The organism is Pseudomonas sp. S3E17 (genome assembly GCF_024168685.1).
GTDB lineage: Bacteria > Pseudomonadota > Gammaproteobacteria > Pseudomonadales > Pseudomonadaceae > Aquipseudomonas > Aquipseudomonas marginalis.
This window is the reverse complement of sequence record NZ_JALJWE010000001.1, coordinates 2,579,023-2,592,108: the sequence shown is the minus strand read 5'-3', so window position 1 is coordinate 2,592,108 and position 13,086 is coordinate 2,579,023. Positions and strand designations below refer to the sequence as shown.

Sequence of the window (13,086 nt, the reverse complement as noted above, 5' to 3'; positions counted from 1 at the left end):
GCGGGAGCCGGCGAACCGGCTCCCATTGATTTGTCAGAAGCCCAGCTTATCCCGCAGCCCGTAGTACCAAGCTCCCAGTGCCGCAAACGGTGTGCGCAACAGTTGCCCGCCCGGGAATGGGTAGTGCGGCAGGTCGGCAAACGCATCAAAGCGCTCTGCCTGGCCTCTCAGCGCTTCCGCCAGCACCTTGCCCGCCAGGTGGGTGTACGTCACGCCATGGCCGCTGCAGCCCTGTGAGTAGTAGATGTTGTCGCCCAGGCGACCGACCTGCGGCAAGCGCGACAGGGTCAGCAGGAAGTTGCCGGTCCAGGCGTAGTCGATCTTCACATCCTTGAGTTGCGGGAAGGCCTTGAGCATCTTCGGGCGGATGATTGCTTCGATGTTCGCCGGGTCGCGCGCGCCATACACCACACCACCGCCGAAGATCAGGCGTTTGTCACTGGTGAGACGATAGTAGTCGAGCAGGTAGTTGCAGTCCTCTACGCAGTAATCCTGCGGCAGGAGTGTCCTGGCCAGGTCATCCCCGAGTGGCGCCGTCGTGATCACCTGGGTGCCACAGGGCATCGACTTGGCCGCCAGCTCCGGCACCAGGTTGCCCAGGTAGGCATTGCCCGCGACGATGATGAACTTGGCCCTGACCTTGCCTTCGGCGGTGTGGACCACCGGGTTGGCGCCACGCTCGATGCGCACCGCCGCCGATTGTTCGTAGATCGTCCCGCCCAGGGATTCCACGGCTGCGGCTTCACCGAGTGCCAGGTTGAGTGGGTGGATATGGCCGCCACTCATGTCCAGCAGTCCGCCGACATAGTTGTCACAGGCCACTACCTCGCGAATGCGGCGCTGGTCCAGCAACTCCAGCTGTGTATGGCCGTAGCGCTCCCATAAGCGTTTCTGCGACTCCAGATGGCCCATGTGCTTGCTGTTGAGTGCCGCGAACACGCCGCCGTCCTTGAGGTCGCACTGGATCTGGTACTTGGCGACCCGCTCGCGAATGATCCTGCCGCCCTCGAACGCCATCTGCCCCAGCAACTGCGCCTGCTGGGGGCCGACGCTGCGCTCGATCACATCAATGTCACGGCTGTAGCTGTTGACGATCTGCCCGCCATTGCGGCCTGACGCGCCAAAACCCACCTTGGCGGCTTCCAGCACCGTGACGCGAAAACCGTTCTCCAGCAGAAACAGCGCGCTGGACAGGCCGGTATAGCCGGCACCGATCACGCACACATCGGTTTCGACGTCGCCTTGCAGCCTTGGGCGCGGCGGCACGGCATTTGCGGAAGCGGCGTAATACGACTTGGGGTAGGGGGTGTTCGCCATCCTGGAACCTCTGTTTTATATTTTTTACGAGTGCCCCGATCCTACCTGAGTTGAAAATTGCCTGCCAGCCACCCCAAAAAGTGCGGTGCGCCGACTGCAAATAAATAATTCGCATATTCATAGGGTTAGCTGCAAAAAAGATGTTGACACCCCTCCGGAATTCCGTAGAATGCCGCCTCACAGCAGGCACGTAGCTCAGTTGGTTAGAGCACCACCTTGACATGGTGGGGGTCGTTGGTTCGAGTCCAATCGCGCCTACCAAACAAAATCCGCTCTGCTGGGCGGTCTGGAAGGGCTCACCGAAAGGTGGGCCCTTTTTTGTTGCCTGCGTTTTTTACTGTTGAAAATGCAGTGCCGCTCTAAAGTAATTCATCGATAGGCCGATGCAGTCGCAAATCTCTAATCCTTGGGTATCTGGCATGCTTATCACTGTTAGCAATACAGCCTCCTTATCAAGCACTCCAAACACTGTCAGCCCGAGTGGTCCCGCTGTCACCGAAAGCGCAAGCAGCACAAGCAGCGCTGCCGTCAGTACCCGCGCTGATACTAAGGGTGCGGCAGGCGTAGCTGGGGGTGGCCAGGCGTCATCGAGCTCGCAGGAGTCCGATACTGTCAAACAGTTGAAGAAGCAGATCGAACAGTTGCAAAAGCAGCTTCAAGAGCAGCAACAAGCCTTGCAGAAAGCGCAGGCCAGCAACCAGAACGCAGAGGCCAAGGCTGCGGCTGTGGCGGCGGCTCAAGCGCAAATCGCCGCCACTTCTGCGGCGTTGCAGACGGTGACTTCGGCTCTGTTGCAAGCCGTCACTGCCGAGGGCAGCAGCAGCTCGGGGTCGATGGTCAGTACCACCGCCTGAGTACCGGAAAGTGTGTTGAGTGGCGAGCCGCGGTGTCTGTCATCGGCTCAGCACACTTTCCCCTGCTCCCACAGGTAACCGATAAACATCCGCCAGCGCGAATACTCCCAGCAGCGCCACGCCGACGAACGCCACGCGAAAATCCCCGACCTGTGCCTGCATCTCATGCCCCTGCAGGGTCATGGATGCCCGCAGCAGCAGCGCCGCCACCGTCACGCCCATCCCCATCGCCAGCTGGAATGACATGCTGAACAGCGCCGACGCCTCACTCATGCGCGGTTTGGGCACATCCGCAAAGCCGATCGAGTTGTAGCAGGTGAACTGCATCGAGCGGGACAACCCTCCCACAAACAACACGGCCGCGATCAGCACAAATGGGGTCTGCACCGTGAAAAGCGCGCAAGCGGCTATCGACACCACGCCGATTATCCCGTTCATCAGTAAGACCCGGCGAAACCCATAGCGGCGCATGATGGCCGTGGTGAACGGCTTCATCGCCAGATTGCCGGCGAATACCGCCAGCACCAGCAAGCCTGCGTCCACCGGGGACAAGCCAAAGGCGATTTGAAACAGCAGCGGCAGCAGGAACGGCAGGGCGCTGATGGCCAGGCGAAACAGCGAGCCGCCATAGATGCTCACGCGAAATGTATTGATGGACAGGGTCTCGAGCGGCAATAACGGGTCGCTGGCATGGCGGCAATGGTGAATGGCCCACACTGCCAGCGCGATGCCTGCCGCGACCAGCACGGCGCCTGGAATAAGGCGTTCACCGGTCTGGTTACCCAGCCATTCCAGCCCACCCAGCAGGGCCACACAGGCGCCTGCCAGCAGTACAAAACCCTTGGCATCGAACTGGCGCACGCTGGCTTCACGGTCTTCCGGTACCAGCCACAGTGCGGCGGCCAATGCCAGCACACCCAGCGGCAGATTCACGTAGAAGATCCATGGCCACGATGCATGCGTCACGATCAACCCACCGGCCAGCGGCCCCAGAATCGGCGCGACCAGGCCGGGCCAGGTAATGATCGCGATCATTTTCACCAAGTCTTTCTTATCCGTATTACGTAACACCGCCAAGCGTCCTACGGGCACCATCAATGCGCCGCCAATGCCCTGCAGAACGCGGGCGAACACGAACATCTCAATACTTTGGCTGAGCCCGCAGAGCAGTGAGGCGAGGGTGAACAGGATGATTGCGCCGGCGAATACCCGGCGCGCACCAAAGCGGTCGGCGACCCAGCTGGACAGCGGTATGAAGATCGCCACGGCGAGGATATAGGCGGTGATGCCGATGTTCATGTCGACCGGTGTCACCCCGAAGGCGGTCGCCATGGTCGGTAGCGCGGTGGCGATGACCGTGGCGTCAAGGTTCTCCATGAAGAAGGTTACGGCGACCACCAGGGCGATCAGACTGGTGTGTAGACTGAGGCGGTTTTGCGCGGCGGAATCTGGAGTGGCTGAGCTCACCGGTGCTGCCCTCTTTCAGTGAACGGTTTGATGAAGAACGCCGACCAACTGCCCGATGCGCCGCGCACGATAAACGGGCGGCGTTAAGATGAGCGAATCCTTCATGGTCTGTCCACGTCTTGTTACTCGTGGGCTACTCAATTACCCACAAAATTTATTGGTTTGCAGCAACAATTTTTCTTGTTGGACACCTCCTGCTCCCAGGCAGCACAGTTGCCGCCACTGACGCTCGCCCTGACGGGCCAACAATAAAAAACCGAGCCGACTGCACGCCACTTCCTGCTGTGAACCCTTTGTTCACATCCTGCTGTAATGGCGCCGCAGCGCGCACTTAAGGACCTCTCCGCCATGCAAACTGTTGTGAACTTATGGCCGTTGATCGGCGTACTTGTGATCGTGGTTGGCTTTGTTTTGCGTTTCAATCCGCTGTTGGTGGTCACCGCCGCAGCTATCGCCACCGGGCTCGCTGCCCACTTCCCGCTGGAGAAAATCCTCGCCACTATGGGGGATGGTTTCCTACAGACTCGCGCCCTGCAATTGATCCTGTTGTTGCCCCTCGCTGTCATCGGTTTGCTGGAGCGCCACGGCTTGCGCCTGCATGCGCAGAACTGGATTGCGCGGTTTGAGCGCGCCACGGTCGGACGCCTGCTGATCATCTATCTATTTGTACGCGAATCCACCGCAGCCATGGGCTTGACCAGCCTCGGCGGGCACCCGCAGATGGTGCGCCCGCTACTGGCACCGATGGCCGAAGGCGCGGCGGAAAAGCGCTACGGCAAACTGCCGGACAAACTGCGTCACAAGGTGTTGGCCATGTGCGCTGCCACCGATAACGTCGGCCTGTTTTTTGGTGAGGACATCTTTGTCGCCTTTGGTGCGATTGCGTTGATGCATACCTTCCTGCTCGGTTCGGGGATTGATGTGGAGCCGCTGCACATTGCGGTGTGGGGTATTCCTACGGCGATTTGCGCCTTCATCGTTCACGCGATCCGACTTCATCGGTTTGACCGAAGACTGACCCGCGAGATGACGACCGCCGTGACCCCAGTGGAGGCCGCGCAATGATCATCTCTATCCAATACCTGTACTGGCTCGCCGGGGTCCTGCTGCTGATCACCGCCGGCATGATCCTGTTGGATCGAACCCATCCCAAGCGCTGGTCCAGCGCATTGTTCTGGCTGCTGTTCGCCATCCCGTTCCTGGTAGGGGAGCGCCTGCCCTCGGTGGTGGTCGGTGCGGGAGTGGTGGTGATGGCACTGATCGCCGGCCTGGGCGGCGTCGGCCGTGGCACCCATGCTGAGTTGCATGACAAGGCTTCGCGCGCCAGTGCCGGCCGCCTCGGGCACAAGCTGTTTATCCCGGCGCTGGCGATCCCCCTGACCACCGTGATCGGTTCGGTCTTGCTCAAGCACACCGAGATTGGCGGCGTACCGTTGCTGGACCCGAAAAACACCACCTTCGTGTCCCTCGGCATCGGCTGCCTGATCGCCCTCGGCCTGGCGTGCTGGCTGACCCGTGATACCCCGGTGCAAGCCTTGCGCGAATCCCGGCGACTCACCGAGGCCCTGGGCTGGGCCATGGTGCTGCCGCAGATGCTGGCGATGCTTGGCCTGCTGTTCAATGAAGCCGGTGTCGGCACGGCTGTCGCCCATGTCACCACCACCTACATCAACCTGGATTTCAAGTTGGTGGCGGTCATGGTGTACGTGCTGGGCATGGCGCTGTTTACGGTGATCATGGGCAATGGCTTCGCGGCGTTCCCGGTGATGACCGGGGGCGTCGGCGTGCCGGTGCTGGTGGGTATCTACGGCGGTAACCCGGCGGTGATGGCCGCCATCGGTATGTTCTCCGGCTACTGCGGTACGCTGATGACGCCGATGGCGGCCAACTTCAATATCGTACCGGCGGCGTTGCTGGAGTTGCCGGACAAGAACGCGGTGATCAAGGCGCAACTGCCGACCGCGTTGATGATGTTGGTGGTCAATATTGTCCTGCTTTATGTGTTGATGTGAGGCGACGATGCGAACTGTATTGCTGACGGGGTTCGAGCCCTTTGATCAAGACCTGGTGAATCCTTCCTGGGAAGCGGTGAGCCAGTTGGATGGCGTGCAACTCGACGATGATGTGCGCATTGTTGCGCGCCGATTGCCCTGTGCGTTTGCCACGGCGGGTGAGTGCCTGCTCCAACTGATCAGTGAACTGCGCCCGGCGATGGTCATCGCCACTGGGTTGGCCTCCGGGCGCAGCGAAATATCCCTCGAGCGAGTGGCGATCAACATCAACGATGCACGCATCCCCGATAATCTGGGGGAGCAGCCCATCGACACGGCGGTGGTGGTCGGCGGCCCGGCGGCGTACTTCTCGACGCTGCCGATCAAGGCCATGGCCAGGGCGGTGCGCGAAGCAGGGATTGCGGTGTCGGTATCGCAGACGGCGGGTACATTCGTGTGCAACCAGGTGTTCTACCGCCTGCAGCACGAACTCGCGGGCACCGGTGTACGCAGTGGTTTTATCCACGTGCCGAACCAGCTTGGAGCGGGCCTGGTCGATGGGCTGCGCATCGCGGTGTCGACGGCGTGGAATACCCCGGTGGATGTGCTGGAAGTGGGCGGTCAGGTGAGTTGACGTCCCGCGGGGTGCGATAACCTCGACTACAGTTCAGCTACATTCCTGTGTTGGATAATCGCCATGATCAAGTGCCCGAAATTCGTGTCTGTTGCGCTTTCGCTTGTGTTGTTTGCCGCTGGCGGTATGGCCCTGGCTGATCCAGGCAATGGCAAGGGGCAAGGCAACGATAAAGGCAATGGTCACGGCGGGCAGGGGCATGACAAGCCCAAGGGCAAAGGTGCAGCAGGCAGTCGCGGCCCCAGTGTAGACCGTGGCAGCGTGCTGAATGTGTTGGGCGGTTATCGCGACTACTGGAGCCCGGCGCCCGCCTTGCCGCCTGGTATCCAGAAGAACCTGGCCCGCGGCAAGCCGCTGCCGCCGGGCATTGCCAAGAAGCTGGACGGGCGTTTGTTGGGCCGCTTGCCCCATTACGAGGGATACGAGTGGCAGCAGGCGGGCACCGACTTGATACTGGTGGCCATCGCGACGGGCATCATCTACGAAGTCCTCAATGGCGCCCTCGATTGAGCTGGCGGTGTCGACCGCATGGCGCTCGACCCGCCGTGTTATTGCCGGCGTCGTTGGCGTTTACAAGCCGCCGGGTGATCCGTAGATTGCATTGCGTCGATTATTCGTTTCAGCTCACGAGGAAACCCCGCAGTGTCCATCCGAGGTTCAGCCGTATTTGCCCGCCCTTACCGCGCCTTTCTGTTCGATATGGATGGGACTCTGCTCAATTCGATTGCCGCCGCCGAGCGAGTATGGAGTATCTGGGCTGAACGCCATGGGCTGGAGGTGGCGACGTTTCTGGCCACCATCCATGGCGCCCGGGCGATCGACACCATCACGCGCCAGGCGTTGCCCGGCGTCGACCCGGAGGTTGAAGCGCAGTGGATTACCGAGGCTGAAATCAATGATGTGCAAGGTGTCGTTGCGATTGCCGGGGCCGTCGAGTTTCTGAACCGCTTGCCCGGCGATCAGTGGGCGCTGGTCACCTCTGCACCCAGGGAACTGGCGTTGCGTCGACTGCAAGCGGCGGGTATTACGCCGCCAGCGGTGCTGGTCACGGCTGAAGACGTGGCTATCGGCAAGCCGAACCCTGCCTGTTATGTGCTCGGTGCGCAGCGCCTGGGGGTATCGACGCAGGATTGCCTGGTGTTTGAGGATGCGGCGGTGGGCATCCGTGCAGGGGAGGCGGCTGGAGCGGATGTGATGGTCGTGACTTCGACGCACCTCAAACCCATGGCGACGGAGCATCCTTCGATCGATGGGTATGAACAGCTGCAGGTGCAACGCAGCGCTGATGGCTTGCTCTACTTGGCGCGCGCGACGGGCTGAAGCAGCAAAACCGAGCCGGCTACCGGCCTCGGCCTGCTTCGCGGGTGGCTGGGTCAGGCGACGCCTGCATTCGATCACTGCGCATGCCTTGGCGTGACAGCACCATCTCCCTGAGAATCTCGTTGGCGAGCCGGGCAATCGCTTCGGCACCGCGATAATGCGCGCGCACGATTCCGGTGATTGCGAAGTGGTCGGTCTCCGGACCGCTGAGCACGGCCGAGAGGGTACCGTCGGCGTGCAGCGTACAGGTGACCGTGTAGCTGGGCAGGCGGGCTGCCAATTCAGATTCGATTTGGGTTTTAGTGAGCGTGTCCATCTGTACCGGCACCTTCTACTGACTGTGCAAACACACCCAAGAATAGGTCTTGTTGCAAGGCTGTAAATACCAGCGATCTGATAGCGAGTCAGGGGCGGGCGTCAGCGTACGGTTTTGCGCACGATGCGTTGGCACAACTTGCGCTGCACGGCCATCTGGATGGGCTTGAGGCAGAACATGAACAGGTAGCCACACAGCAGGAGTACCAGGTCCAGCCGCGAACGGGGCGCTTCGGCGCCCTCTATTTCAAGCTTCAGGCCATATTCCAAGCCGACAAAGACCAGCCCCGTCAGCAGGGCGATCATCCAGGATCTGGAAAAAAATGGCTGGGCGCTGCCTGGCATCATCGACGTGCTCCTAAGTGCACACGGATGGTGGGATATCAGTCAGAGGATTCGGTTGCAGGGGGGACAATAAGTTCCAGGTGTGAAGATAGTTTCATCTTGAGCATGGATGCACATGCGGCAAAAAGCGCTTCGCGCAACACAGACAAAAGCAGTCCGAGGAGGTTTTCGCCAGCCGTTACAGTGAACGAAAGGGCTGGCTACTGAGGGCGCTTCAAGGCGTCTGGTTTTTGTCCGGAGCGGTCAGGCCGGCCTGGATGCGCTGGTAAATCTCCTCGCGATGCACGGCAACATCCTTGGGTGCGTTGATGCCGATTCGTACTTGCTGGCCGCTGACGCCCAGGATGGTGATCGTAATGTCATCACCGATGTTTATGCTTTCACCGACTTTGCGGGTGAGTATAAGCATGGACTTCTCCTTGATTACTTTTAAGGACACATGTTTCAGACAGGGCAGGTGTCGTATGTGTGTAGCTTACTGCTAAGCGCGTCCCTGTGACTGCCTCTTTTAGGACGCATAGAGGCGACATTAATTCCCATGGCGGCATCATACAGGTCTGGGATACATCATTCGCATTGTTTAAGCCAACGTTTATGACGGCCAGAATAGACAGTGAATGATAAAGTCGCCTCTTTATCCGTTGAAGGAGCAGGGCAGTGCGTAAAGTAGCGATGGCAATTGCGGTGTTGGTATTGGCCGGTTGCGGTGAAGGCAAAAGCGTCGATGCCCCCAAGGCCAAGCCTGCCGTCACCGAAAGCCAGCCACAAACCGGCGCGATTGCTGCCCAGGAATGGGACCTGCGAGTAGGCCCACCGGACCATAAGCTGCAGGCAATCACCGACCTGACCGCCTGGTTGCTCGAACACGGGTTCAGTTTTTATATCGTGAAGGTCGACGGCAAGGACGAAGTGCTGCTGGGGCCATTTGCAACCAGGGCCGAGGCCGAGGCCAAGCAGACGCTGCTCAACGAGAAGATGGCGCGGGCCAAGAAAACCGACACGGTGTCCGAGATCATCGAGCACAAGGCCGCGCAGTAACAGCAGATCGAGCGGCAGTGCCGCCCCTGTTCAACCGCAGGCTTTCAGGTTAACCGGGCCGACAAACTCATTGCCGCGCCCCATCACGCACGCCACCGTTTGGTTCCGCTGGCGCTCCCAGGCTTGTACCGGATAGGTCTTGTTCCAGGCTTCGTACAACTGGCGATCCTGTTTCGACAGGCGCAAGCCGTACTGCTTGCTCATGTAGAAATACGTGCGTGCGATCATCCCGCGAATGGACGGGCGCGGCATGACCTTCTTGGCCTTGAAATCCACCTGGGTCAGGCACGAACCGTATTGCCCGCTTTGCACCGGCAGCCAGCCAAAACTGAAGTTACTTCGATCTCCATTGACCTCGCCGATGCTCGGCACCAGGTTGTGCAGATCCGCTTCGGCACGCTTGAATACGTCGTCATGGCGGGTGCAGTTCTTGCGTCCACCGTCCTGCCAGCACTGGCGCTGATGTCCGATCTGCCAGGCCGGAACAATGTGCTCCCACTCGATGCGCGCGGCACGGTTGGCGTTTTTGCGTGGGATGTAGCCGCAGGCTTTCAGGTCAACGCGGTTACCGGTGTATTTGCAGCCGCAATAGAACTCGGTGGATTGTGGCGCGTACAGCTTCCAGGCGACCTTTTTGGCTTCGCTGAAGGTTCGGGGCGCCTGGGCATGGGCAGTGACAGCAAAAAGCAGGCAGCACACAGCAATAAAACGGGCACTCATTGAATCATTCTTCCTTCGGCACAACCCAGAAAATCTGCACGCCGCCGTCATCCCGATAGGCGAGGGTGACGTTGTCGTTCTCCGCGATTTCCTCCAACAAGCGCTGCCACTCGTCTTCTGGCTCGTCCGGCAAGCGGAAGATCAAGGCTGCCTTGGCTTTTTGGGCGTTGGTGGAGTTGATGATCTTTTGCACACGAATAGCCAGGCGTTCGTAGGCATCAGGTGGGGTTAGGGCTGCGGAAGAGGACTTTGCCACGGAGTGTTCCTTAATAAGCTGTACGTGCATACAGTATTTAACTGTAGGCAATTTCGCAACTGCTTAAAATTCAATAAGTTCGTCTGACGGCGGTTTAGGCGAGTTGGTGTAAGGCGGGGAGGTGTTGGTTGCGGGATTTACACAGCAGGTAGAGGCGGGTAAACCCGCCTCTACAGAGATGAGATGCCAGCAGGAATCAATATTCCCAGAACATCCGTTGCAGTTCTTTGCTGTCCTGGGTCTTGGTCAGGGCGACCATCGCCAGAATCCGCGCTTTCTGCGGGTTCAGGTCGAGGGCGGCGACCCAGTCGTACTTGTCGTCCGGCTGTTCGGCATTACGCAGCACCATGCCCCCGGCATTTACGTGGGAAGAACGGATGATCTGCACACCTTGCTTGCGCAATTCCACCAGCGCAGGAACTACTTTGGACGACACCGAACCATTGCCGGTGCCGGCGTGGATGATGGCTTTGGCGCCAGCCTGGGCCAGTGCCTTGTAGGCGGTGTCGCTCACGTTGCCGTAACCGTAGGCGATTTCAACATCGGGCAGGCTCTTGATGTTCTTGATATCGAATTCCGAGTCCATGGTGTGACGCTTGGCCGGCAGGCGGAACCAGTAGGACTTGCCTTCAACGACCATGCCCAGCGGGCCCCATGGGCTCTTGAAGGCTTCGGTCTTGATATTGATCATCTTGCTGACGTCGCGACCCGATTGGATCTCGTCGTTCATGGTCACCAGTACGCCTTTGCCACGTGCATCCTTGCTGCCGGCTACGGCTACGGCGTTGTACAGGTTGAGCATGCCGTCGGCCGACATGGCGGTGCCTGGGCGCATGGAGCCGACCACCACGATAGGCTTGTCGGTTTTTTCCACCAGGTTCAGGAAGTAGGCGGTCTCTTCCAGGGTGTCGGTACCGTGGGTGATCACGATGCCGTCCACGTCCTTGCTGTCGGCCAGTTCGGCGACGCGGCGACCCAGTTGCAGCAGGTTCTCGTTGTTGATGCTTTCGGACGCAATTTGCATCACTTGCTCGCCACGCACATTGGCGATCTGGCTAAGCTCAGGAACACCGGCGATCAATTGCTCGATACCGACTTTGGCAGCCTGGTACGTCGCACTGTTGGCGGCGCTGGCGCCCGCGCCGGCAATGGTGCCGCCGGTGGCGAGGATCACCACGTTGGACAGTTTGGTCTTGGATTCAACCTCCTTTGCCTGGGCGGCAACGGGGAACAGCAGCAGAAGGGCCAACGCCCCCGGAACAAAATTCTTCAATGCAGATTTCATTATTTTTCTCTCTGGTTTTTGATGAGTGCTGTAGCAGGTTCATCTAGAACACCTGGGCAGTGCTGAATGCCTCCAGGCGCTGTGTAGGAGCAGGATCTGTACCATGCCGAATATGTTCGAGCATATAAATTAACTTATTGATATATATAAATTTTTACTGATTGGATGATGAGGTTTTGCTTGCTGGATGTCCGGCTTTCCGAACAACCTGGGGTGTGGCGTTCGGTTGTCCGAAAGTTATGACGAAAGAATCCTGCCTGTCGTGCCAAAACCTGTCGTTTCAGAGAACGACCGAACCCGGCAGATGTTTAAGAGCGACTCTCGCAGGGCGGAGAGCCGGGCTGGAGGTGTTGCATGAAAGGCCATGTTCTACCGTTGACAAATCTCGACAAGGTTCTCATAGTTTGATCAACGCAAACGTTTGCGAGATGTTTCATGGGACCCTCATTAGAGTCTCCTGTCAGCTCGTACCAGCCACCCGGGTGGGAGGGCCGCCGAAGTACACTTCGGTGCACGCGTTGCTCACAATAATCATAAGATCGGAGTGAACCATGAAGCTGCCATTCGCTGGACGTCTTCTTGCTGTCGCTGTGCTTGCTGCCGCATCCGCCGCCTTACCTTTCTCCCCTGCATTCGCTGCTGACGCTGCCGCCAAACCCAAGGTCGGCCTGGTGATGAAATCCCTCGCCAACGAATTTTTCGTGACCATGCAGGACGGTGCCAAGGCGTATCAGAAAGACCATGCCGCCGATTTCGACATGATCACCAACGGCATCAAGAACGAAACCGATACAAGTGCGCAGATCGATATCGTCAAGCAGATGATCCTGTCCAAAGTCAATGCCATCGTTATCGCGCCTGCTGATTCCAAGGCACTGGTAAAAGTGCTGGAGGATGCCTCTAAGGTCGGGATCAAGATCGTCAACATCGATAACCGCCTGGACCCGGACGTACTGAAAAGCAAAAAACTCGATATCCCCTTCGTCGGCCCCGACAACCGCAAAGGCGCCAAACTGGTGGGCGACTACCTGGCCAAGCAGCTGGCCGCCGGCGACAAGGTCGGCATCATCGAAGGTGTACCGACCACCACCAACGCCCAGCAGCGCACAGCAGGCTTCAAGGATGCGATGGATGCTGCCGGTATGAAGATCGTTTCCACCCAATCCGGCAACTGGGAAATTGACCAGGGCCAGAAAGTGGCCTCGGCCATGCTGAGCGAACACCCGGACCTCAAGGCGCTGCTGGCCGGTAACGACAACATGGCACTCGGCGCCGTCTCCGCCGTACGTGCAGCAGGCAAGGCCGGTAAGGTCCTGGTGGTGGGTTACGACAACATCGAAGCCATCAAGCCGATGCTGCAGGACGGCCGTGTGCTGGCGACCGCCGACCAGGCGGCTGCGCAGCAAGCGGTGTTCGGTATCCAGAACGCCCTCAAGCTGGTCAAGGGTGAGAAAGTCGATGCCAAGGACGGCGTGATCGAAACTCCGGTCGAACTCGTCCTCAAGAAGTAATCCTGGCAGCACCCAACAGCGTCTGCCCGTCCT

Annotated in this window: 16 protein-coding genes and 1 tRNA gene; 9 read left to right on the top strand and 8 right to left on the bottom strand. The window is 59.3% G+C overall.

All coding sequences use genetic code 11. The features are described from left to right. Nucleotides 1-33: 33 nt before the first annotated feature. On the bottom strand, nucleotides 34-1,317 hold the full coding sequence (locus tag J3D60_RS11375) for an FAD-binding oxidoreductase (protein ID WP_253491476.1): 1,284 nt from the start codon (nucleotides 1,315-1,317) through the stop codon (nucleotides 34-36). Nucleotides 1,318-1,501: 184 nt separating this feature from the next. Here J3D60_RS11375 and J3D60_RS11370 point away from each other — a divergent pair. Then, nucleotides 1,502-1,578, top strand: a tRNA-Val gene (locus tag J3D60_RS11370). A 158-nt stretch (nucleotides 1,579-1,736) separates the two neighbouring features. After that, on the top strand, nucleotides 1,737-2,171 hold the full coding sequence (locus tag J3D60_RS11365) for a hypothetical protein (RefSeq protein WP_253491474.1): 435 nt from the start codon (nucleotides 1,737-1,739) through the stop codon (nucleotides 2,169-2,171). A 39-nt stretch (nucleotides 2,172-2,210) separates the two neighbouring features. Here J3D60_RS11365 and J3D60_RS11360 read toward each other — a convergent pair whose 3' ends face one another. Continuing rightward, nucleotides 2,211-3,638: a DHA2 family efflux MFS transporter permease subunit gene (locus J3D60_RS11360; protein WP_367399668.1), complete on the bottom strand. Its 1,428-nt coding sequence runs from the start codon at nucleotides 3,636-3,638 to the stop codon at nucleotides 2,211-2,213. 348 nt (nucleotides 3,639-3,986) lie between these two features. Here J3D60_RS11360 and J3D60_RS11355 point away from each other — a divergent pair, with 348 nt between their 5' ends. The 5 genes from J3D60_RS11355 to J3D60_RS11335 all read left to right on the top strand — a co-directional run bounded on the left by J3D60_RS11355 (nucleotide 3,987) and on the right by J3D60_RS11335 (nucleotide 7,583). Continuing rightward, nucleotides 3,987-4,703, top strand: coding sequence for a DUF969 domain-containing protein (locus J3D60_RS11355; protein WP_065940364.1), 717 nt, complete (start codon nucleotides 3,987-3,989; stop codon nucleotides 4,701-4,703). Beyond that, nucleotides 4,700-5,650: a DUF979 domain-containing protein gene (locus J3D60_RS11350; protein ID WP_065927250.1), complete on the top strand. Its 951-nt coding sequence runs from the start codon at nucleotides 4,700-4,702 to the stop codon at nucleotides 5,648-5,650. The genes J3D60_RS11355 and J3D60_RS11350 overlap by 4 nt, the downstream gene beginning before the upstream one ends. Before the next feature lie 7 nt (nucleotides 5,651-5,657). After that, the gene (gene pcp, locus J3D60_RS11345) at nucleotides 5,658-6,263 is read left to right on the top strand and encodes a pyroglutamyl-peptidase I (protein WP_065940363.1); all 606 of its coding nucleotides are present in this window, start codon (nucleotides 5,658-5,660) and stop codon (nucleotides 6,261-6,263) included. A gap of 63 nt (nucleotides 6,264-6,326) precedes the next feature. Then, complete coding sequence (locus J3D60_RS11340) at nucleotides 6,327-6,773, top strand: anti-virulence regulator CigR family protein (RefSeq protein ID WP_253491472.1); 447 nt, start codon at nucleotides 6,327-6,329, stop codon at nucleotides 6,771-6,773. A gap of 132 nt (nucleotides 6,774-6,905) precedes the next feature. Next, nucleotides 6,906-7,583 (top strand): HAD-IA family hydrolase, encoded by a 678-nt coding sequence (locus J3D60_RS11335; RefSeq protein ID WP_027604092.1) that lies wholly within the window; start codon nucleotides 6,906-6,908, stop codon nucleotides 7,581-7,583. Nucleotides 7,584-7,602: 19 nt separating this feature from the next. Here the strand turns inward: J3D60_RS11335 and J3D60_RS11330 are convergent, their stop codons facing one another. From J3D60_RS11330 to csrA, 3 genes are all read right to left on the bottom strand, one after another. Further along, the gene (locus J3D60_RS11330; RefSeq protein WP_253491470.1) at nucleotides 7,603-7,899 is read right to left on the bottom strand and encodes a hypothetical protein; all 297 of its coding nucleotides are present in this window, start codon (nucleotides 7,897-7,899) and stop codon (nucleotides 7,603-7,605) included. 101 nt (nucleotides 7,900-8,000) lie between these two features. Beyond that, entirely contained in the window at nucleotides 8,001-8,246 is a 246-nt protein-coding gene (locus J3D60_RS11325; RefSeq protein WP_115486934.1) for a hypothetical protein, read from the bottom strand. A gap of 211 nt (nucleotides 8,247-8,457) precedes the next feature. Continuing rightward, nucleotides 8,458-8,652 (bottom strand): carbon storage regulator CsrA, encoded by a 195-nt coding sequence (csrA, locus tag J3D60_RS11320; RefSeq protein ID WP_003192511.1) that lies wholly within the window; start codon nucleotides 8,650-8,652, stop codon nucleotides 8,458-8,460. 263 nt (nucleotides 8,653-8,915) lie between these two features. Here csrA and J3D60_RS11315 point away from each other — a divergent pair, with 263 nt between their 5' ends. After that, nucleotides 8,916-9,281, top strand: a complete 366-nt coding sequence (locus J3D60_RS11315; protein ID WP_065940358.1) for a penicillin-binding protein activator LpoB — start codon at nucleotides 8,916-8,918, stop codon at nucleotides 9,279-9,281. Between the two features lie 30 nt (nucleotides 9,282-9,311). On the opposite strand, the gene J3D60_RS11310 is transcribed toward J3D60_RS11315, so the two are convergent. The 3 genes from J3D60_RS11310 to J3D60_RS11300 all read right to left on the bottom strand — a co-directional run bounded on the left by J3D60_RS11310 (nucleotide 9,312) and on the right by J3D60_RS11300 (nucleotide 11,542). After that, on the bottom strand, nucleotides 9,312-10,001 hold the full coding sequence (locus tag J3D60_RS11310) for an endonuclease (RefSeq protein ID WP_027604097.1): 690 nt from the start codon (nucleotides 9,999-10,001) through the stop codon (nucleotides 9,312-9,314). Between the two features lie 4 nt (nucleotides 10,002-10,005). Then, nucleotides 10,006-10,257, bottom strand: a complete 252-nt coding sequence (locus J3D60_RS11305; protein WP_174557003.1) for a DUF1654 domain-containing protein — start codon at nucleotides 10,255-10,257, stop codon at nucleotides 10,006-10,008. 196 nt (nucleotides 10,258-10,453) lie between these two features. Next, entirely contained in the window at nucleotides 10,454-11,542 is a 1,089-nt protein-coding gene (locus J3D60_RS11300) for an asparaginase (RefSeq protein ID WP_010209102.1), read from the bottom strand. Nucleotides 11,543-12,093: 551 nt separating this feature from the next. On the opposite strand from J3D60_RS11300, the gene J3D60_RS11295 reads away from it, so the two are divergent. Continuing rightward, nucleotides 12,094-13,053 (top strand): sugar ABC transporter substrate-binding protein, encoded by a 960-nt coding sequence (locus J3D60_RS11295; protein ID WP_065940356.1) that lies wholly within the window; start codon nucleotides 12,094-12,096, stop codon nucleotides 13,051-13,053. Nucleotides 13,054-13,086: the final 33 nt, after the last annotated feature.

Excerpts from the sequence above, each read along its gene's own strand:
- J3D60_RS11350 (WP_065927250.1), top strand. The coding sequence starts at position 4,700 with ATGATCATCTCTATCCAATACCTGTACTGGCTCGCCGGGGTCCTGCTG.
- J3D60_RS11340 (WP_253491472.1), top strand. The coding sequence starts at position 6,327 with ATGATCAAGTGCCCGAAATTCGTGTCTGTTGCGCTTTCGCTTGTGTTG.
- J3D60_RS11330 (WP_253491470.1), bottom strand. The coding sequence starts at position 7,899 with ATGGACACGCTCACTAAAACCCAAATCGAATCTGAATTGGCAGCCCGC.
- J3D60_RS11375 (WP_253491476.1), bottom strand. The coding sequence starts at position 1,317 with ATGGCGAACACCCCCTACCCCAAGTCGTATTACGCCGCTTCCGCAAAT.
- J3D60_RS11300 (WP_010209102.1), bottom strand. The coding sequence starts at position 11,542 with ATGAAATCTGCATTGAAGAATTTTGTTCCGGGGGCGTTGGCCCTTCTG.
- J3D60_RS11355 (WP_065940364.1), top strand. The coding sequence starts at position 3,987 with ATGCAAACTGTTGTGAACTTATGGCCGTTGATCGGCGTACTTGTGATC.
- J3D60_RS11295 (WP_065940356.1), top strand. The coding sequence starts at position 12,094 with ATGAAGCTGCCATTCGCTGGACGTCTTCTTGCTGTCGCTGTGCTTGCT.
- J3D60_RS11315 (WP_065940358.1), top strand. The coding sequence starts at position 8,916 with ATGGCAATTGCGGTGTTGGTATTGGCCGGTTGCGGTGAAGGCAAAAGC.
- J3D60_RS11310 (WP_027604097.1), bottom strand. The coding sequence starts at position 10,001 with ATGAGTGCCCGTTTTATTGCTGTGTGCTGCCTGCTTTTTGCTGTCACT.
- J3D60_RS11365 (WP_253491474.1), top strand. The coding sequence starts at position 1,737 with ATGCTTATCACTGTTAGCAATACAGCCTCCTTATCAAGCACTCCAAAC.
- pcp (WP_065940363.1), top strand. The coding sequence starts at position 5,658 with ATGCGAACTGTATTGCTGACGGGGTTCGAGCCCTTTGATCAAGACCTG.
- csrA (WP_003192511.1), bottom strand. The coding sequence starts at position 8,652 with ATGCTTATACTCACCCGCAAAGTCGGTGAAAGCATAAACATCGGTGAT.
- J3D60_RS11325 (WP_115486934.1), bottom strand. The coding sequence starts at position 8,246 with ATGATGCCAGGCAGCGCCCAGCCATTTTTTTCCAGATCCTGGATGATC.